Raw genomic sequence first — 22980 nt, forward strand, 5'->3', positions numbered from 1 at the left:
GGCGTTCTTGTTGACTATTTGACGTCGGAAGGAGAGAAACACTCCTCCTCGGCCATGTCCCGCGTCAACGTCTTGCCGACGATTTCATCAAGCTGGTACGGCAACATGCCGTCGGCGCGACCCGTGACCCGGAATATCACGTCCGTCTCGCGGATCCGCGTGCCCGCCGAGAGGTCCCGGGCAGCCACGAGCTTCTTGACCATCTTGGTCAGCGGAGCCCTTTCCACGTCGTAGGGACGCTTTACTCCGTCGCCCAGCGCCAGATGGACCCGGCGCAGATCCCGTACCAGACGACGCAAGCCTCCCGGGGCTAGGGAAAACGATTGATCCGTTCCCTTCCATGAACGATTGAGAGTGAAGTGCTTCTCCACGACTCTCGCGCCAAGAACATACGCCGCAGTGGCCATGGATATGCCGCTCTCATGGTCTGACAGTCCGATGACGACGTCGGGGAATTCCCGTCGATAGGTGTCGATGACTCGAAGATTGAAATCCTTGTAGTCCTGGACCGGGTAGGCCGCCGTGCATTGCAGGAAACAGAAGTTTTCATTGATCGGGCGGATCGTTTCGTAGGCACGTCTGACGTCCTCGATGGAGACGCCGCCCGTGGAGACAATCATGGGTTTTCCGTAGGAAGCGACCTTTTTCAGCAGTGGCGTATTGACAATGTCCGAAGAAGCTATCTTGTAGAGCGGCATGTGCAGGCTTTCAAGAAAGTCCGCGCTTTCGAGATCGAACGCCGTTGCGAACAAGACTATCCCGAGTTCCTTCGCGTACTCGATCAGCTTCGAATACTGATCCACGTCGAACTCCAATGCCTCGCGGTGCTCCCCGTACGTCGAGCCGTAGCTGTTCTCACTACAGTAGGGAGAATCGTACATCGCTCGCGTGAAGAAAGTCTTGTTGTTGCGTTTTTGCAGTTTCACCGCATCCGCGCCGCACTCCTTGGCGACTTTCATCATCTCCATGCACGTTTCCAGGTTTCCCTGGTGGTTGTGCCCTACCTCCGCGATGACGAAACAGCCTGTGTCGTCGGCTATGCTTTGTCCGTCGATGGTCAAAACGCGCGGCATCTTTTGCACTCCTTGGCGCTATGGTTGGCGCTTGGCGTCCGAGTCGGCCAAGTCTTCGCTTCTTGAGCCGACTTTCATGATTTTTTCCATGTCGTAGACGACGTCGGCCTTCTCGATTGTTGAGAGGCGATGGGCTATAACCAAGAGCGTCTTTTTCCCGACCAGACCTTCGATAGCCGCCTTAATCTGAGCTTCCGTCTCGCTGTCCAGGGCACTGGTGGCTTCGTCGAAAATGAATATTTCCGGATCGCGCAAAATAGCGCGGGCGATGACGACGCGTTGCCGCTGACCGCCCGAGAGGCTTGCCCCGCGCTCCCCGACCAGGGTGTCGTATCCTTGCGGAAGACTCGCGATGAATTCGTGGATGTTCGCGGCCTTGGCCGCGTTCTCGATTTCTTCCAGAGTCGCGCCAGGCTTTCCGAGCATGATGTTTTCACGAATGCTCAGATGGAAAAGAAAGGGTTCCTGGCCGACGTAACCGATATTGCGCCGCCATTGCTCCAGGTTCATTTCGCTCAACGAGCGGCCGTTGACCACAATCCGGCCGGTGTCTGGCGTGAGAAGGCTGCCGAGCAGATCGGCGATTGTGGATTTCCCGACCCCCGAGGGGCCGACGAGGGCTGTCATTTTCCGCAAGGGAATCGTGAGGTTAAGACTTCGAAGTATTGGATTCCTCTTGTCGTATGCAAAGCTGACGTTCTCGAACACGATGTCTGAGTCCAGTCTCTCGAAATCATCCCCTTGCCCCAGAACTTCGTGTCCGGGCCCATGGAACATGAGCCGATGCAGCATGGAGAAGGAGGGTAGATTGGAGAGAAGCTTGAACCGGTAGGCGATTATCTGCACGAGAGACCGCAAAAGCCGATTCCCCGCAATGATGAATAATCCGAGCGTCGGAATCAGGCTTTGCAGATCTTTGCCCAGATAGGCGGTCTGGAAAAGGACGATGCACAGGAAGACCAAAAGGATGAAAAATTCCGCGAAATTCTCTGGCAGGCCCGACCAGACCGAGAACCGGACATGCTTGCTGGTGTACTGCCGCAACAGGGATTTGAAACGATCGCCGAAACCTCGCTCCATGCCAAGCAGCTTGGCGTCTCGCAGCGCGCTGAGCGACTCCGCCGTGAGGTTGCATATCTCGTGGTGCAACGCCAGACGCTGGGCCCCGAAGCGTACGGAAAAATTGCGGGTCACGGTGCGGGTCGCAAGTAGCACACCTCCTCCCAGGACGGCCATGAACAGGGTCAATGACCAGTCCACCGCCAGAAATAGGGCAAAGACGAAAACGCAGGTGAAGGCATGAACACAAAGATGGCAGAATTGCAGGACCGCCTTGCTGGCGGAGAGCGGCTCGAAGGTGGCATTGTGGACCATGACGCCGTGCTTTTCGTGCATCAAGGCCACGAACGGGGCACGCATGTAGTTCTCGAGAATCGAGGCGGACCAGTTTTCGCGAAGCTTGAGGCTGAAGTCCATCTGCATGGCCTGCAACATGACCATGACCAGCGCCTTGAGAAGAAAGACGCAGGCAGCAAACCCCATGAGCGAAAGCAGCCGATAGTCTTCGGGGAAAAAGGCGGCGGTCGCCGAAAAGACCTCGCCAAGCCAACCCTGCTCCGAGGTCTGCCCTGTGATGTGTCCGAGAATGGGAAGAATGAGGGAGAGCCCGAAGGTTTCGAGGACGGCGGCAAGAAACATGACACCGGTCAGTAAGGCCGCGTAGGACACATAGCCGCCGGAAAGATCGCGCAAGGCGCGCAAAAGCCCCGGGTCCCGGGGGGGCGTGTCCCGTTTCCGCTCCATTCAGTTCCCGCCTTTTCCGCCGTTCGGCAGCGAAGCCGACCCCGGGGCAATCATGTGCGGCGCGTCACGCATCATAGTACCCTGCAGTTCGGTCTTTGCAGGAATACGGAACTGTCTGACTCAAACTCCTCGGGGGACACAATCATGTAGCGAATTTTGCGATTGATCTTCTGCTCCACTCCACGTCGGCTCCCTTCAAGCAGGTTCCGGCTCGGTGTCCCCACGATCAGGAGGTCTATGAGCCCCGAGTCGATGCCTTGCGCGTAGTCGTCGAGCAGATAGACGGCATCAATCTGCCCCAACGCGGAAATGACCTGCTCAATGATTTTGTCTATGCCCAGATGCTTGCGAACGATGGAGTGGATTTCGGGAAAAAACGGGTGTTTGGTATTGGCCCGAAAATAGACGGAACGGCCGTTTTGCTCGCGTTCGAGGTACCCGGCTCCCGCCAGACTGTCCAACTCCTCTTTCAAGGCGTTTGGGGACAGCCCGAATTCTCCAGACAATTGCCTTAAATAACAGGAAATACCTGGATTCAAAAAAAGTTTGAGTAGTACCCGGATGCGGGCTTTGGATGTGAAAAGCTCGGAAAGCATGGCGTTTTTCGTTAGGAAAATCTGAACAAAAAGTCAACCAAAAGCCGCCCGTTCCCGTATCCTCCCGTTCGCTCGCCTCCGGGGGCCAGTGCCGCGTCCACCAGCGGATCGATACGGCTCGCAAAGGTTATCAGCAACCCCTGACCGCTCCTCGGCAAAATGCGGCTTTGCGGATTTCCACGGACGTCACCCTAGACGGGCACGATGCCGGGATAAAGGGAAAGCGCTTTGCGCACCACGGCCTGTTCCCTCTCGGTGAGTTCGCGATAATACGAGCTCATGCGCGGACCGCAGATACCCCTCAGGCTGAGGATGTATTTCTCCTCGGCGCCAGTCAGAAAGTTATCGGTTTTCGCGCATGTAGCAGTGAGGGAAAGGAACTCCACCAAGGTGCGTTGGGCTGCACGCGCGCCCTGGATGTCACCCTGCAGGAAAAGCTCGTAAACGGCGATCATGGCTTCGGGCAATGCGCTGCCCAGGCTCGACGTATGTGCCCGCGCCCCCATTGCCAGGGAGGCGAGCAGTTGTGCCGCCACGGCGGTGATGACCTGAAAGCCCGGCTCGGCCAGATTGATCACCTTGCCCGCCAACACGGCGTTCGAGTTGGAGTACTTGATGCCCGCGATATTCGGGTGTCCTTTCAGCCGCGCCACGAATTCCGGCGGTATTGGCCGTGCCCAGTTGCCGCTGGTGTACATCCACAATGGGCGCGGACAGCGGTCGGCAAGCTCGGTGTAGAACCACTCCAGCCTTTCCAGGCTCAGGAGCGGATGATAGGGCATGACATGATAGCCGTCGCAAGCGAGGTCCTTGGTGTCCTCGAAGAACGCGAGGGTGTCTTCCATGGCGAAAAAGCCTGCACCGAGGATCAGGGGCGTCTTTCCGGCGTTGGCCGCGCAAGCCATCCGGGCGATCCGCAGGCGTTTTTCATAGCTCAGGTTCATGTCCTCGCTGCCTGTGCCCAGCACCCAGAGTCCACCAATGGACTTGCTGTTGAGAAAACCGACGAGCCGCTCCACGGCAGTCAGATCGACCTCTCCATGGTCATCGAAGGGGGTCACGACGACGGGGACGATGCCCTCGACCGGTCTCGTTTCAATCACAGGGCGTTACCTCGCTGTGCAAACCAAGATATTTGACGAAGGCCTCGGCTACCAGAAAGTCCGCCTCGGTGTCCACATCCACGGAATGGAACTGGTCCATGATCAGCGGCACTTGGCGTCGCGAGACGTGACGCCCGGTTTCAAGGAAGAAGTCGCGCTTCATGGCGTAGATCGAGGCGTTGTACATGTACAAGGGCTCGGGGTCGGAGTAGTCGGCCACGGGGCAGAGATCTTCCAGCACTCCGGCCCTGATGGTCTTGGCCACAGGATCCCGCTTTTTGAAGGGTCCTTTGACCGAGGCCACCGTGTCGAGGCCGCTTGCATGCAAAAGCCGGATGGCTTCGTCGATATGTTCGCAAGAGCGGACCGGAGACGTGGGTTGCAGCAGGACCAGAATGTCATAGCGGATGCCCCTGCTCTCTTCCATCTTGAACAGCGCGTGTCTGATGACGTCGATGTTGCGAACCTGATCCCCGGCCAGTTCGGCGGGACGGACGAAAGGGGTGGGAGCGCCGTAGCGTTTGGCTTGGGCGAGGATTTCCTCGTCTTCGCTGCTGACCAGGAAATCTGTGAGGAGCTTGGCCTTTCGCGCCGCATGGATGGTGTAGGCTATGAGCGGGTGTCCGGCCAGCAAGCGGATGTTCTTGCGCGGCAGGCGCTTGGAACCTCCTCGGGCAGGTATGATGCCGAGGGCGTTGCATGGTGGCGTCATCGAGTCCTCATCTTCCTTGTTCCAGGTTGGAAGCCCCATTTGGCCGGGCGGGTTTCAAGACTCCCTCCGCATGGCTACGGCCATGAGCGAGTCGAGCAGGTTGAGGGGAACGGTTATCCTCCTGGCGAAACCTGGGACTGGAATAAAACGGGGAGGAATATAAGCCCCCAAGCGCTGCAATAAGTAATCGAGTGGGAAGCGCCAGCCGGGGCGTGTGTACTGGATAGGGGTCAGGCCCGCACCGCGCAGGGCCATGTCCAGTGTGACGCGGTTGAAGTAGTTTACGTGCGCGATGCGGTAGTGCCACCACCGCCAACCCATGAGACGCGCCACCACGGATCCGCGATCCGGCGTGACGACAGCGAGCAGGCCTCCGGGCCTCAGCCGCGAGACGCAGGCCCGGAGCAGCCCCATGGGATCATCCACGTGCTCAACTACGTCCACCGCCATGATGGCGTCAAAAAGCGCATCCCCTGGCAGGTCGTCGATCGTGCCGCAGATCACGGGAATTTCCGCTGAGGCAGCGATTCCCTGAAGCCAGCGGCTCGGCTCCACGCCCAAGGCGTCAAACCCCATTTCCCTGGCTGCCTGCACCAAAATGCCGCTTCCCGCCCCCACATCCAGCAAGGTTTTGCCTTGGCCCGAATCGCCTGCAATGGAGAGCATGCGGCCAAGCAGCATCCGTGCCTGCAGTGTGCGTTGGGGGCGGCCTTTCTCGTAGTCCGGGTCTTGCAGTCCTTCGTAGTAACGCAGCAGTCCTTCGACGTCGGGACACTGGAGGAAGCCACACGCATCGCACGCGTAGATCGGCAGCGTTTGGCCATAGCGAGCGTCGGTAATGGCGAAATCGTCGCTACGCAGCTCTCCCTGACCTGCTCCTTGCTTCACCAGCCTGAGGCGGGGGCTGCCGCATATTCTGCAACGCATGTCGTCGTTCCCGCTTGGCATGACTCAAATTTTCTCGGCGGTGAAGAATATCTTAGGCAAAAGAAAACGCAGCTTTCCGCCCAAGCCGCCGTCCAGGAAATCGGCAACGCTGGTGGCCAGACGAGATGACGGCCCGAGCAGTAAGCCGCTCCATTCCTCGTCCCGCATGCGGAAAAGACCCTCCATCGCCTTCCGGTAAGCTGGAAAGGTTCCAAGTGAAAGGAGACCGCGCTCGTTCCTGTCTAGGACGCACATCACCCACAGCAGCCAGTTGAGTTTGTTGGGTTCGAATACTAGTAGTCTTCCGCCGGGTTTGAGCACGCGATGCACTTCTTCCAGCGTGGACCGCACATCCTCCAGATGGTGGATGGTATCCACCATGAGGACCCTGTCGAAGCAGCCTTCGTCAAAAGGAAGGATCGCATCCGACTGTCGCACCGTAACGTTCGCAAGGTCGAGCCGGTCCACGAGCCCGCGCGCCGCAGCCACGAAGTCGGGCACGATATCCGCGCCCACGAGTTCGCGACACAAGGGCGAGACCAAGGGCAGGAAGTTGCCCGGACCGCAGCCGAGATCCAAAACCGTATGTTCCGACCGGATATGACGCTTGACAGGAGGCAGAAAGTACTTCTGCACCGACGGTCTTGCACAGATGGCCTCAGGAGAGAAGCGGGAATCGGTACCCCACAGACGACGCTTTTCCTTGCCTTGCATCAGGTCGCTGTAGAACTTCCTGGTCTGATTCGATTTCAGGGCTGTCACGCGTGCGCTCCATGGTGCTGGTCGAGCGAAGCGAGAAGCTTTCGGAAACATCGGGCCGAGCGTGCCCGGTGGTAGGCGCATCCCGCTCGATGGGCCATCTCTCCGTCTCTTCGGTCGCGGTCTCCGACCACCAGGGTGTTTTCAGGAAGAACCTCCAATCGCCGTAACATATCCAGAAGAGCTCCCGGATGGGGTTTGAGCATGGAACTTTCCGCATCCAGGGTACAGCCCTGCGCGTCGACCTCTATGCCCAAGCGCGCCAGCTTTGCATGCGTGGGGTAGTCAGAAAGGACGGCGGTCTTGAAACCGCGTTTTTTCAGCGCGAGTACGAAATCCTTCGCCGGTCGAATGGCCGACATGGACAGATATTTCAAAGGGCGGCGCTGTATCCATTCCGCAACTATATCCCGCACTTCGGCCGGAGAAAGGTCAAAGGCCTTTGCGGTGTCCACATATTGCCGCCAGGCGGCGTCCTGCGTTTCATGCTCGGCAAGCCGTTCCCTGAGCTGCCGAAAAAACAGGATGGCCCGCAAGGTCTTGAGCGAGACCCTGCCAATGAGCAGCCCTGCGGCGAGTTCGGTCGCCATGCCTAACCTGAGCGGTCTTTGGCGGTACAGGGTGCCGTCGAGATCGAGCACGACGGCCCTTATGTCGCTCCAGGCTACCTGGGCGTCACCAGAGACGGTCAAGCGGAACCTCCGAGAAACGGGTGAGCAGCAGTCTCTCCAGCCAGGGAATGTCATAGGCGGTGAGCACCGTGAAGGCCGCCACGAGCAGAAGAGTGATGAGTCGCAGGTGCTTGTCCGTAAGTAGTTTCTCCGGCTTTTGGGCCACGGAGCCGGGCTGAAGACCGCGTCGCAGGTAGTAGGCGAACAGCCATGTGAAGAGCGGCAGGGTGAGAATGTATTCCACTCTGTATTTCATGAGCAGCACGCCAAGCAGAAAGCTGGTCAGCACGGCATAGGCGAAACACGAGAGTAACAGTGAGTCCTCCGAATAGAAGGCGAAGGAACGCCTGTAGAGTTTCGCAGCCTCCCGTCCTTTCTTCTCCACGATATGTCGAAATTCTGAAAGCCGCTTGGCGGCCATGAGAAAAGCGCCTCCGAACAGGAAGCAGAGCATCATCGACAAAGGAGGAAGCCAGTTGGGAGATATCATCGACCAGCCGAAAAGGAGGCGGATGGGATTGTTCAGGGATTCGGTGATGACATCCACGAACACGATGTCCTTGGTTCGGAAAGGCGGCACGTTATAAAGGATGCCGCTAAGGAAGAACAGAATCGCCGAAAGGAAGAAAAGGGTGTTGACGAATGAGGCGATGCCCAGACCCGCAACCACGAGAAGGATATATTCGACATACACTCCGCGTGCTGTGACGAGTCCTTGGCAAGAAGCCCGTTTGCACTTGTCGGGATGCTGCTTGTCGGTTTCGGAGTCAAGCCATTCGTTGATGACATAGTTGGCTGAAGCGAGCAGGCAGGCCGACGCGAACCCCAGCACGACGTTCATGGCCACTTGGTTCCAGGCGAGACTTTCGGCCATGAACGCGGCCAGAAATATGCCCGGCACGATGAAGATATGCTTGGCCCAGTGGTCAGGGCGGGCTATGCGCAAATAGGGGACTAGAAAACTGGGCATGAAATGTACCTTTGCTTATGGTTCACTTGGAAACAGGCTTCCGGGCATAGAAGGCCGGAAAATACCGAAGGATGTATAGCTTGATCTGTTTGTACAAAGACATTTCCATCTTCGTTTCAAAGTTTTTTGTGAAAAGCCCGTGCATCTCGCGCAGAAATTTGCCGGGCCAAAAGAGTATCTTGCGCGTGAACAGATTCAGATACATACGACGGCGGTAGGCGGTCAAATCCTTGTAATCCGCGCGCCAATCGGGGGACGGGGTGCATTGTGAGTAATGTTCGTAACCGGACAGGGCATCGGAAAGGCGCGCCCCAGGCAACGGAGTGAAGATCACCGTGGATATCTCGTCCACCCCAGCCTTGATGAGCCGTGTGGCATAGGCCAGGCTTTGATCCCGGTCCGCTTGCGTTTCACCGGGCACGCCGCCGAGGAATACGGCCTGCATGCGAATGCCCAACGCGTTCATATGTCGGGCCATCGCAAGCGCGTGTTCGTGGTCGAAAGGCTTGTGCATGATCTTAAGGAGTCGTTTCGAACCGGTTTCCGGCGAGAAGGAAACATAGACGCATCCGGCCTTGGCCATGAGTTCCAGAGTTTCGCGATCTTTTATGGTCTCTATTTTGGTGCCTTGGGCGAACTTCCAAGTAATCGCGAGCCCTCGACGCAGGATGTCGCGGCACATTTCGCGGATGCGCTCGTTGTTGACCGTAGGATTGAGGTCGGAGATGTGGAAGTCGTTGATGCCGAGCGTTTTGTTGAAATGCTCCATTTCATCGACGACGTGTTTGGCGCTTCGAGGTCGCCATCTGGGATTGAGCCCTGGCGAAATGCAGAACGCGCACCGGAAGGGGCAGCCACGCGAAGTGAGCAACGGCAGGAAACGGTCCTTCTTTTTGACTGGAGCGTGGGCGAAGCCCATTGTCCAGTACCCCTTCAGGTTCCACAACTCCCAAGCAGGCATGGGCAGAGCGTCCAGGTTCTCTGGCAGCCCGGCAGACTCTTCACTGACCGGCGCGGCCACGCTTCCGTCTCCCGCATGCACCGTGCCGGGGATGCCGGAAAGAGGTCGGCTGGCAGCCAGACGCCTAGCGACTTCGGCGCACCGGTCTTCCGGTTCCCCACCGATGACACAATGAACTCCTCGCCGGATGAACTGGTCCGCGACTTCCATGAGGCTGTATGAGGTGACTGCCTGGATGTTCTCGAAAAGTACGATCTTCGTTTCAGGCCTGTTAATCCTCAGGCGGTCCACCAGATCTTCCACGGCCACAAATTCCGCGATTGTCCGGCAATAGATGAAGCAGACGTCGCAGTTCCTTGCGACCCGTCCCACGAGGTCGTCCACGCGAAGGCCCATGAGCAAGAATTCCGAACGTACTACCTGGGTCGCGTGGCAGTCGATGCCGAAGCTGTCCAGCACGGTCACATCCATGCCCGCGTCGCGTAGGGCGCCCGCCAGATAGGCGGCCATGTGCGGCATGAAGGGGATACCCGTGTGGGGGTCCAGATGGTGGCAGACGACGGGCGGTACGACGACGCAAGTCTTGAGCGGACGGGCATCGCCTCCACCTGTCGTAGCGGCCCTGGCCGAAATCATTGCGCGTCTTTCCGGTAATAGGCCGTAAACACGTCCCCCGACCCGATCGCCAGAAGCCCCCAATATGCCAGAAAAGACAACGGCCCGAGGACAGTAGAAAGGGCAATGCTCGCGGCCACGCCTCCCGCCTCCGTCCAGGAAACCCGGCCACGGGACAGCCTCGGATTTTTCAGGAAGCGAAACAGGTGATTGCGGTTCCCCAGAAGTATGTTGAGCGTGCTCTGTAGAATGGTGAACGGGCCCATTTCAACACACGCCCGACTCATGGCCGTCCGTCGCAGGCCATGTCTTTTGGCGAGCATATCGAGGTTAGCCGGGGAGAAATGCCAAAGATGGCGAGGCGGGTCGAGAATGAGCCAGCGTGGACCGAAGAATCGGGCTTGAATACTCGAGAAATCCTGTACAGCAATTAGCAGGTAGCCTCCAGGCCTGAGGACACGGCTCAACTCGCGGAGCACCTGCTGAGGATTTGCCAGATGCTCAAGCACGTACCACAGCGAGATCGCATCAAAATAGGCGTCAGGGTAGTCCAATAGGACCGTCCCGTCCTTGTTCGTCGTTACTCGGGCCGTATGCGACGCGACGGAACTGTAGGGGTCCACGGAGTGGACCTCCCACCCCTTGAGTTGCTGCGCGCGCACGAAATGTCCCGCTCCTGAACCGAAATCCATGAGGCGACCTTGATCCGGACAAATCCTGTCGAGAGTACGGCCACGCAGTTCGGCCAGCTTTGCGCGAAGCTGTTCGACTGGTCCTGCAAATCGTTCGCCACCCTCTGTATAAAATTGGCCTTCATAAAAGAAGGATATTTCATCCGGGGACGGCAAGGGCCAAAGCACGCCTAGGCCGCAGCCGTCGCATTGGACGATGTCCCACTGCCCATGCGCTCCCTGGTTGGTATCGCGCACGGGATACAGGCGTTGTGCGCTTGAAGAACCGCAAATGATGCACTGAAATTCTCGGTTCATGGGGTGTGACATTATCAGGACCGACTCGTAAAATCGTTTTTCGGGCGCGTCCGCCCCAACGCCAGGCATGAAGCGGCCACAAGCGAGAACAGGCCGAGCATCCCCCAAGACACGCGTGTCAGCAATCTGGGCGTTACAGGCAGATACCGCAAAGACACTGCGAAAACGCCGGCTGGGATTTCCACCGCCGTGAGAGTGCCCAGCGTCTCGCTTGTCGTCAAGAGAACACGCTCGCCTCCTTCTCTCAGTCCTTCGGCCCGCCAACCCGGGCGGTACATCTGTGTAACCACGAGCAGGCGGGGCTCGGAAGCGGGGGCGAAGCGCACGTCCATGCCGCCTGCAGCGAAATCGGCCCGAGTGTCGCCGGTCTTGATGGCGGGTAGTCCGGAGGCGTCCGCGCACAGCAGACGGTCATGTCCACATCCGGCTACCGATGGAAGCGGTCCGGCCGATACTTCGGGCACGGCGAACCATGCGGGCGACCATGCATCCTCGTTTTCATACACGACGATATTCTCCATGCCCTCGACCGGCCACTGCACGACCTCGCGCGCATTCGCAGGTGGACTCTCGGATTCCATAGCCAATATCCAACGCACCCCAAGGGCGTCGAGCAGAGGCGCGTTGTCCACGAGGTCGCGCGAAGGAGGCACATGGCTGTGCATGAGCTTCACTTCAGGGTAGGGGTGAAAACATTATATGAGACGGAACACGTGAGACGGAAGTGATCTGGGATTTGGTGGGACGAGGGGGAATATTTCGGAATGCGCCCGGCTGGTGCGGGTTTGCGGGGATGGGGTTGGTCTTTTTCGAGGGGTGTAGTTTTGTCCTGATTATTTGAGATTTCCCTTGCCTTCTACGGGTGATTATGGCGGCTGATCGTGCGCCAGGTCAACCCGTTTTTTGCTGGGCGGCGCGGAGGTCCGCGACCGTGCGCTTCAGCTCGTCTATCTGTTTCGCGTTTTGAGCGCGCGCAAAGAAGTCTGCGAGCAGAACCTCCCGCTCCCCTTCGTCTTCAATGTCTTCCAGCAGCTTCATGATCGCCTCCAGCCGCGCGGCGTACTTCTGCATCCCTGGCGCTACATCCGGCGTAGCAACAGCTACATCCGGCGTAGCGGCCCTCTCTTCATCGCTCCGCATACTGCCTTCGCCGGTGAGCAGCCAATGCAAATTCACGCCGGTTCCGCCAATCCGCTGGAGTGCGTCTCCGCCGGGTAAAGAAGTCTCTCCCTCCCATTTGCGAATCATTCCAACATGAACACTTAAAAGTGATGCAAGGTCTGCTTGTGTCCAGCCGTTGGCATTTCGCCATGTGCGGAGTCTTTTTCCTATGGTTGAGGCTTCTTCCATAAGTTTAAACCAAAAGCGACAACTTTGCCCCTCGTTGACGCTTTACGTTAAAGGTTTGAAATTAAAAAGATAAAAAGCAAAATCGCTTTTTCGGGCGACACTTTCTAAGTTTAAACCGGAGAATCACCATTTAGTGATTGACATCACTTTTTAGTTCGGTATGATTGGGCCGTCTTCCACCGAATTAAACCAAGAAGGTGATCTTAGCAATGGTTAAAACACGCGAGCAGGTCCGCAAGGAACTCGACAGGAAAGGAAAGTCCATCCGCGAATGGGCTCGTGAACACGGAATTTCGGACCGGACCGTATATGAGGTTTTGGCAGGTAGAAAAAAAGGCCGCAGGGGCGATGCTCACCGCGCTGCCGTTCTCTTGGGCATCAAGGACGGCGTGATCTAATGAGTGTAGACGTCAGGCTTATCGCGGACGCGCTGGATATCAGCGTACAGGCAGTGCATAAACGCGCTCTTCGCGAGTCCTGGCCGTTTACCGAAGCGACGTGTCGCGGCGGGCGCAAGCGTCTGTTCGACGCCGCGTCGCTTCCGGCCGAGGTGCAGCGCGCTCTTGCCATCCATGAAGCCCGTCAATCAGTTGAAATAGCCACCTCCACCCCCTCCAATCTTCCCGCGCCCGCCGCGCAGGTTCCCGCCGAGACGCGGGCGCTTGTGGCGGCGGTGCGGGAAGATGCCACGGACGTGCATGTGGGCATGCTGGTGAGCATGGACGAGGGCGACGCCAGACGGCGCAGCGAGGAGGCCATGCGGCGGTATCGGATGATCGAGCCGCTTCTATCCTTCCCACCGCGCGCGAAGGGTCGCCGCGAGAAGGCGGAAGTGCTGGCCGAGGCCCACGGCGTTTCCACGCCGACCTTGTACCGCTGGGAGAAGCAGTATCGCCAGGGCGGGATCACCGCTCTTATGGACAAGGTCCGCACCGACAGGGGGCAGGCCCGGACGCTGATCTCCCAGAAATGGGAGACCATGGCGGCAGGGTCCGGCATACGCCGGGAGAAGCTGGCGGAGATCGCCGAGGAAATGTCCCTGGCCGTGCGCGGCCTCTGGGCGCAGGCGAACACATCCGTGCGGCAGGTGCAAAACCTCGCCAAGCCGGTGCTCTACAGGCTTTCTGTCGCGGCGGGGATGCCCGAAGCGGTGGCGAAGCGCTGCTGCAACGTCCCCCGGAAGTTTGTGGAGGCTGAGCGCCGGTATTCCATGATCGCCACCTATAAGCGCGACGCCAAGAAATTTTACGACACCCACCAGACACCCATCTACAGGACGCGCGAGAACTACGCCCCCGGAGACGTCGTTTTCGGCGACGTATCGCCTTGCGACATTCCTGTTCTGCGGCCCGACGGCAAGTTGGCCTGGGCGCGCCTGATCGTTTGGCAGGATGCGGCCACCAACATGATCCACGTCACCGGTTACCTGCCCAACAAGGGTACCGGCGTACGGCGCGAGCATGTGGCGCTCTCCTTCGCCTCCATGTGCGCCCATTCACCCTGGGGCATGCCGAAGCGGCTCTACCTGGACAACGGGTCGGAATACTCATGGACCGAAATGCTCGACGCTTGGCGCGAGCTGGCGGTCTTCTCCGGCGGTGTTTTCGGCGGAGTGCAGCTGAACAGCGACGAGGGCCGGATCATCCGCTCCCAGCCGTTCAAGCCGAGGGCCAAGAACCTCGAAGGTATTTTCTCCGCACTGGCATGGCATCTGGGCTGGCATCCGCTCTACGCGGGCGGAAACCGCATCGTGAAGCGCACCCGGCGGCTGGGCAAGGCTCCGGAAGCCACGCCGCTTGAGGATTTGAAGCAATTTTTCGCGGACGCGATCCCTTACTACCACGCGACACCGCAGGGCGGCGACCACATGAAGGGCCGCTCTCCTGTTCAGGTGCTCAGCGAGTGGACCGAGCGCGGTTGGAGAAAGATGGTGGCAGATGAGGGAGCCCTGATGCTGGCGTTCTCGGACCGTAGCGAGAGGGTTGTGACCGCCGGAACGGTGTCCGCCGGAGGCTGGCGCTACTATCACGAGAAACTCCACCAGTACGACGGCGAGAAGCTGCTCGTGCGCCACCCGAGGCATGACCCGGTATGCAGCTATGTTTTCAAGGAATCGCGGCTGCTCTGCGTAGCCCGGCCCATGCCTGTTTATGACATGGCCGACCCGCAGGGTGCAAAGTACGCGGGCAAGCTGGCCCAGGAGGCCCGCAAGGCCGTGCAGATCATGAAGGGCGAAGTGGCCTGGCTGGAGCCGAGAGAACTTATGCGCGAATTTGCTGAACTGGCTGGCGTCAGAGAAGCCATAGAGGCCACCGACATAGGGGCAGGACGCATCAGCGTTGTTGATCCCGAGGTGCAGGCTCTTTGCGACAACCGGCACAAGGCTGCCGAGCAGACGCTGGCCATTGCTGCCAAGTCACAGGATGCCGAGAAGCTCTCACTGAATCGCTGGGGGGTAAAGGAAGACCCGGCGGTCGAGGCTCTAAGGGCTCAAGGCTGGTAATTCATAACCAAGGAGGAAGATGTGGAAATCGCTGAAACCAAGTTTGTGCGCGAGGCGCTGGCCCTGGCCGCGCTGCTCAAGGAAACCCCCGGAGCGTCCGTCGGTGAGATCATCGGCGAGACCGGCACCGGAAAGACGGTGGCGGCTCGCGCGATCATGACCAACCACGGCGCGATGAGGGTTTGCGCCTACGAGGGGATGAGCCGTTACGCCCTTCTCGGCGAAGTGACTGCCGCCGCCGGGATCGAAGGGCCTTCCACCAGATGGATGCGGATGCTTTCCGAGTGGGGTCCGAGCCAGACCGAGCGCCCGATCCTGATCCTGGACGAGGCGAACAAGCTGCGCTGGCAGGCGCTGGAAGCCTTGCGCTACCTCGCCGACGAATGCGGCTTCGCGGTGCTCCTGGTCGGAACCGAAATTTACGAGCGCCAGTTCGTGAGCGCCAAGACCCGGCCCCTACTGCTGCAGCTCGGGCGCAGGATCGGAGCCAAGCGCGCGCGGATGGGACACCTCGACCGCGCCGAAACCTTCACCCATGTGCTCAATGCCCGCTTCGGCGATGTGGACCGCGAGACGGCCACCAAGTTCTGGCAGGGCTGCCGCAAGGGGAACTGGGGTGAGGCGGTGGAGCTGGCCGAAGAATGCCTGCGCATCTGCCGGGCGAACAACGTATCCGCCCTGACCATGCCGGTCCTTGAAGCGGCGCTGACCTGGACCGCCAACCGCAGAGAGGTAGGGGCGGCCTGATGCTCACATTAAATGAGATTTGCGCGGTGCTTGGCTGCTCGAAGCCTGCCGCCTCGCTGCTCAAGAATGGGAAATACGACAGGAACGGAGATTTGGTGAAGCGATACCAGGCCCTCATGGAGGCCATGGACAAGGGGCGCGAAACCCCGCTGGATCAAATCTGCATCGAATGCCCCCGACAGAACTGCGAAGGCTGCAGGGTGGCGGAACTCAGGGGATAACCCGCAACAGTCAAGGAGAATCACATGCTGCAGAGAACCGATACCGGACGCAGAACAGGGAACCAGGCTTTCACCGCCATGCCGAACGGACCGATCTCCGGCGAGGCGCACCGGCTTGGCGTGGAACTCAAGATTCTGGCGCAGAAGGCCGGAAGCGCCCACGAGGAGCTGGTGATCATGGGAAACAACATGCTGGCGCTTGCCGAGCGGATTGAAGGCTTGGAGGGTGCAACGCTGAAACACTTTAAAGGGAGCGAAAGATGAGCAAGCGGATCAAGCCGCAGAGCGAGATCATCACCACGGTCGAGCAGGCAAAGGTTGCAATGGCTGAAATGGCGGAGATCGAGCGCAGCCTCGCCGCCATCGAGGCGGACATGAACGAGAACATCGACATCGTGAAGCGCAACGCGGACGCCGAAGCGGCTCCGCACCAGGAGCGCAAAAAGGCCCTGGCGACGGCGCTGAACGGATTCGCCGAGGTGAACAGGGGCGAACTGTTCACCAAGCGCAAGAGCCTGGAACTGCCGCATGGGGTGATCGGGTTCAGGCAATCCACGAGCATCGTGGCCAAGGCCAAGGTCAAGATGGCCCAGGTTCTTGAGAAGCTCAAGGACTTGGGATGGGGCGAGGCCATCAAGACCTCGGAGACCGTGAACAAGGAAGCCATGCGCGAGTGGACGGACGGCAAGCTGGAAGCCGTCGGCATGGAGCGCAAGACCAAGGACCAGTTCTACATCGAAGTATCCGCCGAAGCCCTCAAGGGTGAAGCGTAACAACCACAAGGAGAAAAGGAATGTCTCTCACCAAAAGCGAAATCGTTCAGGCCGTAGCCGACAAGTCGGGACTGACCAAGACCCAGGCCGCAGGCATCGTCGACACCGTGCTGCGGACCATGGTCGACGGGCTGCGCTCCGGCGAGTCCGTCAACCTCCGCCACTTCGGCACCTTCAAGCCGGTGACGCGCAAGGCCCGCGAGGGTCGCAATCCCCAGACCGGCGAGCCGGTCATGATCCCGGAGCGCCAGGCCGTGACCTTCAAGGCGTCCAAGTCGCTGCTCATGGATGAACTGTAAGGCGAAACCGCCCTTTTGGGCGGTCGTCCCGGCCAATCGGCGACCGGGGCCTGATGAGCCAGCCGAAAGGAGAAAACCGATGGAAGAGAAGATTATGGATGCAATTGGCGTGGTGTTTACCGGGTCGGACAGCGACGGCGGCCTGTGGGCGCGTATCGACGCTGACGGGAATGTGGTTCCCGATCCCGGACAGGCGTTTTTCGACACCCATCCCGTCTGGGGCGGCATCAAGGATGTCGTGATCGACGGGCAGTACATGGTGCTTATTCCCGCGTTCTACATCAAGCGGACCTGGCTGACGGCCGGAGAGTATGCTGGCAAGCATGCCTGGCTGATCAGTGACAAGCCTCTGGACGGGTTTTCCATTCATCCGGCCTTCCGCCGTGATGGTGGCGACCTGCAGCAGGTGTTCGTCGGCAAGTACCAGGCCAGCATGGACGGCTCCAAGCTCTCTTCCGTTCCTGGAGTCAAGCCCGCTGTCAGCCGGAGCCTGACGCAGTTTCAGGCCGACGCCGCCGCGCGCAACGAGGGCGATGTCGACGGCTTCATGCTCTGGAGCGCCTACCAGTGGTCCGCGATTCAGTGGCTCTACCTGGTGGAGAATGCCACCATGGACAGTCAGAGCAAGACCGGTCGCGGCCGCGTGGACGCCTGGGGCAAGGGTGCGGCGGAGGTTGACGCCGAGGACGTGGCGCAGGCCACTTATCGCGGAATCGTTGGCCTTTGGGGCAACGTCTGGCAGTGGATTGACGGGCTCAAGACCGATGATGGCGAAATCTGCCTCTGGGACCGCCACGGCCGCAAGACATGGGTCGAGACCGGCCAGATTCCCGACTCCATTGACGACGCTGTTTATCCGGTGACCTTCATGGACGAGAGGACGAACGAATACGACCTCGGCGACCTCTTTATCGTGGACTTCGGCGCTGATGAGCAGAGCGAGTCCACAGCTCCTGATTGGCAGTATTGGGACAGCTATCGCGAGGCCTTCCCGATCGTGGGCGGCCACTGGAGCTACGGCGCGCATGCGGGGCTTTGGAACGTCAACTGCGTCCCCGCGGCGTCGATCTCGCACTCGATCCTCGGTGCGCGCCTGGCGAAGGAGTAATGTGCCTTGCCCCTTGGATCATGCTGTGGCGGGCGAAAGCCCGCCTGTTGAAAGCGAAACCGCCCTGAGTGGGCGGTCGTTCCGGAGAGACGGCGACCGGGGCCTGATGAGCCAGCCGAATGAAAACGAAATGCCGCAAAGCGGCTTGGGAGAAACATGCAAATAACGCACCCGCAGACTTTGGTGACCGCGCTTTTCCTCGGAGCCTATGCCCTGGGATTCCGCTACGGCGTTCCGGCCGCGATGCTTCCGTGGCAGGTGAGGACGTGGGTATGTCTGGTCACGCTCCTGTTCGGGGCTGTGAAGAGTTCCGGGATGCCCTTGGCCCTCGCCCTTTGCGCGGACTGCATAGCTCTGCTGGTCATGATCCAGGCTGACGACAAGGTGACCCTCGCCGTGTTCGCGTTGACGATGATCGGCGCTTACTCCTTGAGGCCGTAGCCTGGGCGCGGAGGAGTCAATGACCCAGGACGAGAAGAAGCACGAACTGCGCAAGGCTCTTGCCGACTTTTTTACGAACCCGGCGGTGCTTGCGATGTGGCGTGGCCACATCAAGCGCAAAGGTCTGAGCTCGGAAGACGCCGAAGAGGTTGTCGGATGGCTGAAACTCTGGGCGAATGGAGGCAGTAAATGAATAAAACAGGCCGTGGGCGACTGCTCTTTATAGCTCACAAGGGTGCAAAGCAGCTGTGGGGAGACGATGAGGAAATGCGCCGCTCCATTCAGGAGATTCATACCGGCCATCGTTCATGCACCGCCATGGATGACAAGGTGCTGACCAGATGGTGCTGGAAGCTCAAAGAGATGGGCGCGGACATCTACGTTCCTGATCCGGCTCCGCGCGGTGGACAAGACCTGACGAAGCCGACCACTCGGCAGCTCGCACAGATTGAACAGCTCGCTTTTGAGCGCGGATGGGAGGACGGGCTGAATGATGGACGTCTGCGTGGGTTCATCAAGCGCACGGCTGGCGTCGACGATGTCACCTTTGCCAGCAGGAAGCAGGCAACCGACATCATCTCCGGCCTACGGCGCTGGAAAAAGCAAGAGGAGTCCAAGTGATCGAACAGAAGCTGAACACGGAACACGCGCAGAAGCTGGAAGAGCTACTTCCCGCGAGCGTGAGGGAGCTGGCCGAGCATATCGGCCTGGACTTCGCCTTGCGCGTCGTGGAGAAGCTCGGCGGAACCACCCTGGACGTGCCGAAGGGAGACATTCCCGCAGGCATTGCCCGCATAGAGTGGCTTGGCGAGGTTCTCGGCGAAGATGTCGCCGCAGCTTTCGTGCGCCACTATGGCGGCAGTCGCGGGTTCTATATCCCGCGCTGCCAGGCTGCCGTCGCGGCCATGCAGGATTTGTCGATCCAGAAGCGCTTCGACGGCCTCTCCGAGCAGGGGCTATCGGCCCGTACGATCGTGGCCATGCTGGCTGTAGAGTTCAGTCTGACCGACAAGACTATCTGGCGCGCCCTGACGAGGATTCCCGGCGGTGAAAAGAAGGACGGCGGCAGGTCGCAGCAGATTGGCCAGCTGCCCTTGCCTCTGTGATGAAAGGAGTGTGAAGTGGGTAAGGTTGTTGATTTTAACGACTACAAGAAAGGCGTCGCCACGCCCTACACCGTGAAGCCAAGGAATCGCCGGTGCGATCATCCACGGCTGCTCGTAAACGACCAGGCCCACACTGTGAAGTGTGAAAAGTGCGGGGAGGAGATTGACCCGTTCTGGGTGCTCCTCCAGTATGCCGACAGGCAGCGCAGAACGGAACTGCAGGCCAAGCGCTATGAGGCAGCCTTGTCCGAGTTCCAGAAGATCAAAAGCGAGTGGAGCCTGACGCAGCGCGAGCGCAGGCGTATCGAAAAGGTCATGAGCGAAACGACCTTGTGATCTGGGGATAGCTTTTCCGAGAAAAGTTCTGTATCAAAAAGCCAAGGCCAAAGCCTTATATCAGCGGGAGTCGCAAGCATAGTCTTGTGGCTCCCGCTGAATGCTTTCTACGCTCGCCCCGCCGCATATTGCCGTATCGTGCGGGCATGAAAAAGAATTACAATCCCCCCCCTCAAATTTTCGATGCCGCGTTCCTCTTGATTGTGGCTGCCGAGGGTGGCGAGAAGGTCTCGGACGACCCTCGCGACCCCGGCGGCCTGACCAAGTGGGGCATTTGCCAGCGCTCGTATCCCGATCTCGACATCCGCGCCCTGACCGAATCTGACGCGCGCGAGATTTACAGGCGGGATTATTGGGATGCCTGCAAGTGCGACGAGCTTCCCTGGCCCCTTTCCCTCTACGTCTTTGACGCCGCCATAAACCAGGGCGTATCCGCTGCCGCGCGGATGCTCCAGGAGGCTGCCGACGTGACCGTGGACGGCAAGATCGGGCCGAAGACTCTCGCTGCCGCAAAGTCCCACCCGGAATGGCGCGCGGTCAGGTTCATGGCGCTGCGCGCGATGCGCTACAGCCAGACGAAAAACTTCGACCGCTTCGGCATGGGCTGGCTGACGCGGATTTTCGCCCTCGCCCAGGAGGTATGATGCTCCCCTTTGTTGGAGACCTGATCTCTGCCGGGGTCGACCTTATCAAGGGGTACTTCCCCCCGGATATGACTCCCGAGCAGAAGGCCGAGGCCGAGGCCAAGCTCGCACTACTGCAGCAGCAGGCCGTGGCGCAGGCCATGTCTTTCCAAGCCGACATGGAAAACCAGCTCACCGAGCGGCTGAAAGCCGACATGAGCAGTGACAGCTGGCTGTCCAAAAACGTGCGGCCTCTCGTCCTGATCTATCTGCTGGCTGCATGGACCATCTTTGCAGGCTTCTCTTTGTATCAGCACGATGTTTCCCCGGCCTACGTGGACATGCTCAAGCAGATGCTCATGGCGGCCTTCGGGTTCTACTTCGTCTCTCGCGGGGCGGAAAAGATCACGACCATTCTCAAGGGCGGCGGGAGCAGGAAATGACCGAAAGGCAGTTGCTGTTCGCAGCAGGACTTATGGTCGCCTGGAGCGGCTTTCTCGTGGGCATACTGCGGGCGCTCGTCTCCAAGATGGTAAGCGACATGGAAAAGCGCCAGGCCGAACAGGCGAAGGAGCTGGCACAGATCAGACGCGAGCAGCAGTGTTGCCGATCCGAGCTGGCCATCAACTTTCAGCGCAGGGAAGACTCCATCCGCGAATACACGGCCCTGAACGTGAAACTAGACCGGCTCTACGAGCTGATGGCCCGGAGAAACAATGAATGAGTTTGTAGATATCGCCAGGGCGGAGCGGGAGACCCTTCGCTGGGTGCTTCTCTATGCGCTGTGGCATGCGCGCCCCTATGGCACCACGGAAATGGTGCTTATGAGGACCGCCCAGGACGTCCCGCTGGCGGTGACTCCCGACCTGGTCCGGCAGGAGCTTGCAAGTCTGGAAAAGCGCGGGTTGCTGACGATCAGCAAGGGGCCTGTCTGGAAAGCCGAGCTGACCGCCGACGGTGAGGACGTGGTGGACCACCGCGCGCCGTGTCCCGCAGGCGTCGCAAGACCTCCCAAGTGGTAAGCGGCATGGCAAGGAAATCCACAGTCCAGCAGCTTTCACCGGAGATACGGTCCTATCTGGAGCGGCGGATCGTCGAGGGCAGATTGACGCTCGACGAGCTGATCGCAGACCTGCAGGACAAGTTTCCCGACGAGGCCGCTCCCTCCCGCTCCGCCGTGCATCGCTACGGAAAGAAGCTGGAACGAAAGCTCTCGGCCATCAAGGCGAGTACGGAAGCCGCGAAGCTCATTGCGGAGAGCGCGCCGGATCAGGCGGACCTCAGGTCCGCAGCTGTTATCAGTCTGGTCCAGTCGGAACTGTTCGATGCGATGGTGTCGCTGCAGGAGGCCGAGGAAGAGTCCGACGCCGGAGCGCGTGTCAAGCTGCTCTCCCAGGCCGCCAAGGCTATCGCGGAGGTTTCCAGAGCGTCTGTGGTTCAAAAGCGCTGGCAGGACGAGGTGGCCGACAAGCTGGCCAAGATCGAAGAGGCCATGCAGGACGATGCTCGTTACGACGCATACACATTCAATCGCATCAAGGAAGAGCTGTATGGCAGCTAATGTAAAGCCCATTATGAAATATCCCGGCGGAAAGAGGTGGCTGGCAAAAGACATTGCCGCCATGCTTCCGCCGCATCGTTGTTATGTGGAGGTCTTTGGTGGCATGGGGGCCGTGCTCCTGGCGAAAGAGCCCTCTCCTGTCGAGGTGTACAACGACGTCGACGAGGGGCTGGTGACGGTCTTCCGCGTCGCACGGCATCATCCCGACGAGCTTTCCAAGGAGCTTCGGTACTGCCTCTTTTCCCGTTCCGAGCGCCTGCACTGGCTGGAGTCTCCGGGCGAGACGGACATTCAGCGCGCCGCGCGGTGGATCGCTGCACGGTGGACCGGCTTTGCCGGGCTGGCCGGTCGTGGCTTCCATGTGTCCAGGTCGTGCGCTGCCGCATCGCGGGACACGCTGATCAAGAACATCATGGCCGTATCCGATCGCCTGGCTCGGGTGTCGATAGAATGCCTCGACTGGCGGCGGCTGATCGACCTTTATGACCACGCCCCTTCGGGGGGGGGGGGGGGTAGTCTTTTTCCTGGACCCTCCCTACGCGGACGGCGACCAGAAGCTGTACGCGAGCGGCGGCATAGACCATGCCGAGCTTCGGGAGCGCCTGCGTACTGTTAAGGGTAGCTGGATTTTGACCTACGGGGACCATCCGCTGATCAGGGAGCTGTATGCGGATTGCGAGATCGTGGAGCGAGAGCGCTGGAGGGGTATAAACAATGCAGCCCGCAAGCGCTA

At 59.6% G+C, this 22980-nt stretch carries 32 protein-coding genes and 2 other RNA genes; 21 read left to right on the top strand and 13 right to left on the bottom strand.

Annotated features, from left to right (window positions below; genetic code table 11):
• Nucleotides 1-14 precede the first annotated feature (14 nt).
• From DSAT_RS01370 to DSAT_RS15045, 13 genes are all read right to left on the bottom strand, one after another.
• The gene (locus tag DSAT_RS01370) at nt 15-968 is read right to left on the bottom strand and encodes an N-acetylneuraminate synthase family protein (RefSeq protein ID WP_235695903.1); all 954 of its coding nucleotides are present in this window, start codon (nt 966-968) and stop codon (nt 15-17) included.
• Between the two features lie 123 nt (nt 969-1091).
• Nucleotides 1092-2567 carry an ABC transporter ATP-binding protein gene (locus DSAT_RS01375; protein ID WP_161656078.1) on the bottom strand — a complete coding sequence of 492 codons (1476 nt, stop codon included), beginning with the start codon at nt 2565-2567 and terminating at the stop codon, nt 1092-1094.
• A 380-nt stretch (nt 2568-2947) separates the two neighbouring features.
• Entirely contained in the window at nt 2948-3472 is a 525-nt protein-coding gene (locus DSAT_RS01380; protein ID WP_020885787.1) for a winged helix-turn-helix domain-containing protein, read from the bottom strand.
• Between the two features lie 191 nt (nt 3473-3663).
• Entirely contained in the window at nt 3664-4575 is a 912-nt protein-coding gene (locus DSAT_RS01385) for a dihydrodipicolinate synthase family protein (RefSeq protein WP_020885788.1), read from the bottom strand.
• On the bottom strand, nt 4568-5287 hold the full coding sequence (locus DSAT_RS01390) for an acylneuraminate cytidylyltransferase family protein (RefSeq protein WP_020885789.1): 720 nt from the start codon (nt 5285-5287) through the stop codon (nt 4568-4570). The genes DSAT_RS01385 and DSAT_RS01390 overlap by 8 nt, the downstream gene beginning before the upstream one ends.
• A 54-nt stretch (nt 5288-5341) precedes the next feature.
• Nucleotides 5342-6214, bottom strand: a complete 873-nt coding sequence (locus tag DSAT_RS01395) for a class I SAM-dependent methyltransferase (RefSeq protein ID WP_020885790.1) — start codon at nt 6212-6214, stop codon at nt 5342-5344.
• A 24-nt stretch (nt 6215-6238) separates the two neighbouring features.
• Entirely contained in the window at nt 6239-6976 is a 738-nt protein-coding gene (locus tag DSAT_RS01400; protein ID WP_020885791.1) for a class I SAM-dependent methyltransferase, read from the bottom strand.
• Entirely contained in the window at nt 6973-7614 is a 642-nt protein-coding gene (locus DSAT_RS01405; RefSeq protein WP_161656079.1) for an HAD family hydrolase, read from the bottom strand. Before DSAT_RS01405 ends, DSAT_RS01400 begins: the two co-directional genes overlap by 4 nt.
• Nucleotides 7615-7648: 34 nt before the next feature.
• The gene (locus DSAT_RS01410; protein ID WP_020885793.1) at nt 7649-8614 is read right to left on the bottom strand and encodes a UbiA prenyltransferase family protein; all 966 of its coding nucleotides are present in this window, start codon (nt 8612-8614) and stop codon (nt 7649-7651) included.
• Between the two features lie 22 nt (nt 8615-8636).
• The gene (locus tag DSAT_RS01415; protein WP_235695904.1) at nt 8637-9959 is read right to left on the bottom strand and encodes a B12-binding domain-containing radical SAM protein; all 1323 of its coding nucleotides are present in this window, start codon (nt 9957-9959) and stop codon (nt 8637-8639) included.
• A 248-nt stretch (nt 9960-10207) separates the two neighbouring features.
• Nucleotides 10208-11179 carry a class I SAM-dependent methyltransferase gene (locus DSAT_RS01420; RefSeq protein ID WP_084712753.1) on the bottom strand — a complete coding sequence of 324 codons (972 nt, stop codon included), beginning with the start codon at nt 11177-11179 and terminating at the stop codon, nt 10208-10210.
• 14 nt (nt 11180-11193) lie between these two features.
• Nucleotides 11194-11760 (bottom strand): hypothetical protein, encoded by a 567-nt coding sequence (locus tag DSAT_RS01425; RefSeq protein ID WP_161656080.1) that lies wholly within the window; start codon nt 11758-11760, stop codon nt 11194-11196.
• Nucleotides 11761-12070: 310 nt separating this feature from the next.
• Nucleotides 12071-12529 carry a helix-turn-helix domain-containing protein gene (locus DSAT_RS15045; protein ID WP_040370552.1) on the bottom strand — a complete coding sequence of 153 codons (459 nt, stop codon included), beginning with the start codon at nt 12527-12529 and terminating at the stop codon, nt 12071-12073.
• Between the two features lie 209 nt (nt 12530-12738).
• Here DSAT_RS15045 and DSAT_RS15920 point away from each other — a divergent pair, with 209 nt between their 5' ends.
• The 21 genes from DSAT_RS15920 (at nt 12739) to DSAT_RS15925 (ending at nt 22863) form a co-directional block, all read left to right on the top strand.
• Nucleotides 12739-12927, top strand: coding sequence for a DNA-binding protein (locus tag DSAT_RS15920; protein WP_040370554.1), 189 nt, complete (start codon nt 12739-12741; stop codon nt 12925-12927).
• Nucleotides 12927-15032 carry a Mu transposase C-terminal domain-containing protein gene (locus tag DSAT_RS01440; protein WP_020885798.1) on the top strand — a complete coding sequence of 702 codons (2106 nt, stop codon included), beginning with the start codon at nt 12927-12929 and terminating at the stop codon, nt 15030-15032. The genes DSAT_RS15920 and DSAT_RS01440 overlap by 1 nt, the downstream gene beginning before the upstream one ends.
• A gap of 21 nt (nt 15033-15053) precedes the next feature.
• Nucleotides 15054-15779 (top strand): AAA family ATPase, encoded by a 726-nt coding sequence (locus DSAT_RS01445; RefSeq protein WP_020885799.1) that lies wholly within the window; start codon nt 15054-15056, stop codon nt 15777-15779.
• On the top strand, nt 15779-16000 hold the full coding sequence (locus tag DSAT_RS01450) for a hypothetical protein (protein WP_020885800.1): 222 nt from the start codon (nt 15779-15781) through the stop codon (nt 15998-16000). The genes DSAT_RS01445 and DSAT_RS01450 overlap by 1 nt, the downstream gene beginning before the upstream one ends.
• A 24-nt stretch (nt 16001-16024) precedes the next feature.
• Entirely contained in the window at nt 16025-16264 is a 240-nt protein-coding gene (locus tag DSAT_RS01455; RefSeq protein ID WP_020885801.1) for a hypothetical protein, read from the top strand.
• Complete coding sequence (locus DSAT_RS01460) at nt 16261-16773, top strand: host-nuclease inhibitor Gam family protein (RefSeq protein ID WP_020885802.1); 513 nt, start codon at nt 16261-16263, stop codon at nt 16771-16773. The genes DSAT_RS01455 and DSAT_RS01460 overlap by 4 nt, the downstream gene beginning before the upstream one ends.
• 20 nt (nt 16774-16793) lie before the next feature.
• Nucleotides 16794-17072 carry an HU family DNA-binding protein gene (locus DSAT_RS01465; protein ID WP_020885803.1) on the top strand — a complete coding sequence of 93 codons (279 nt, stop codon included), beginning with the start codon at nt 16794-16796 and terminating at the stop codon, nt 17070-17072.
• An RNA gene (locus tag DSAT_RS15050) (hammerhead ribozyme type II) lies at nt 17072-17140 on the top strand. Before DSAT_RS01465 ends, DSAT_RS15050 begins: the two co-directional genes overlap by 1 nt.
• A gap of 11 nt (nt 17141-17151) precedes the next feature.
• Nucleotides 17152-18180: a hypothetical protein gene (locus tag DSAT_RS01470; protein WP_020885804.1), complete on the top strand. Its 1029-nt coding sequence runs from the start codon at nt 17152-17154 to the stop codon at nt 18178-18180.
• A 51-nt stretch (nt 18181-18231) separates the two neighbouring features.
• Nucleotides 18232-18301: hammerhead ribozyme type II (locus DSAT_RS15055), an RNA gene on the top strand.
• A gap of 35 nt (nt 18302-18336) precedes the next feature.
• Nucleotides 18337-18621: a hypothetical protein gene (locus DSAT_RS01475; RefSeq protein WP_020885805.1), complete on the top strand. Its 285-nt coding sequence runs from the start codon at nt 18337-18339 to the stop codon at nt 18619-18621.
• 19 nt (nt 18622-18640) lie between these two features.
• Nucleotides 18641-18814: a hypothetical protein gene (locus DSAT_RS15485; protein WP_020885806.1), complete on the top strand. Its 174-nt coding sequence runs from the start codon at nt 18641-18643 to the stop codon at nt 18812-18814.
• Entirely contained in the window at nt 18811-19242 is a 432-nt protein-coding gene (locus DSAT_RS01480; protein ID WP_020885807.1) for a phage protein GemA/Gp16 family protein, read from the top strand. The genes DSAT_RS15485 and DSAT_RS01480 overlap by 4 nt, the downstream gene beginning before the upstream one ends.
• On the top strand, nt 19239-19727 hold the full coding sequence (locus tag DSAT_RS01485) for a Mor transcription activator family protein (RefSeq protein WP_020885808.1): 489 nt from the start codon (nt 19239-19241) through the stop codon (nt 19725-19727). The genes DSAT_RS01480 and DSAT_RS01485 overlap by 4 nt, the downstream gene beginning before the upstream one ends.
• Nucleotides 19728-19742: 15 nt before the next feature.
• On the top strand, nt 19743-20063 hold the full coding sequence (locus tag DSAT_RS01490) for a hypothetical protein (RefSeq protein ID WP_020885809.1): 321 nt from the start codon (nt 19743-19745) through the stop codon (nt 20061-20063).
• A 146-nt stretch (nt 20064-20209) separates the two neighbouring features.
• The gene (locus DSAT_RS01495; RefSeq protein ID WP_020885810.1) at nt 20210-20707 is read left to right on the top strand and encodes a glycoside hydrolase family 108 protein; all 498 of its coding nucleotides are present in this window, start codon (nt 20210-20212) and stop codon (nt 20705-20707) included.
• Complete coding sequence (locus DSAT_RS01500) at nt 20707-21129, top strand: 3TM-type holin (RefSeq protein ID WP_020885811.1); 423 nt, start codon at nt 20707-20709, stop codon at nt 21127-21129. Before DSAT_RS01495 ends, DSAT_RS01500 begins: the two co-directional genes overlap by 1 nt.
• Nucleotides 21126-21410, top strand: coding sequence for a hypothetical protein (locus DSAT_RS01505; protein ID WP_020885812.1), 285 nt, complete (start codon nt 21126-21128; stop codon nt 21408-21410). The genes DSAT_RS01500 and DSAT_RS01505 overlap by 4 nt, the downstream gene beginning before the upstream one ends.
• On the top strand, nt 21403-21708 hold the full coding sequence (locus tag DSAT_RS01510; protein WP_020885813.1) for a hypothetical protein: 306 nt from the start codon (nt 21403-21405) through the stop codon (nt 21706-21708). The genes DSAT_RS01505 and DSAT_RS01510 overlap by 8 nt, the downstream gene beginning before the upstream one ends.
• 5 nt (nt 21709-21713) lie before the next feature.
• Entirely contained in the window at nt 21714-22247 is a 534-nt protein-coding gene (locus DSAT_RS01515) for a phage protein Gp27 family protein (RefSeq protein WP_020885814.1), read from the top strand.
• Between the two features lie 13 nt (nt 22248-22260).
• Nucleotides 22261-22863, top strand: a complete 603-nt coding sequence (locus DSAT_RS15925) for a DNA adenine methylase (RefSeq protein WP_353740129.1) — start codon at nt 22261-22263, stop codon at nt 22861-22863.
• Nucleotides 22864-22980 lie beyond the last annotated feature (117 nt).

The organism is Alkalidesulfovibrio alkalitolerans DSM 16529, from assembly GCF_000422245.1.
Taxonomy (GTDB): Bacteria; Desulfobacterota; Desulfovibrionia; order Desulfovibrionales; family Desulfovibrionaceae; genus Alkalidesulfovibrio; species Alkalidesulfovibrio alkalitolerans.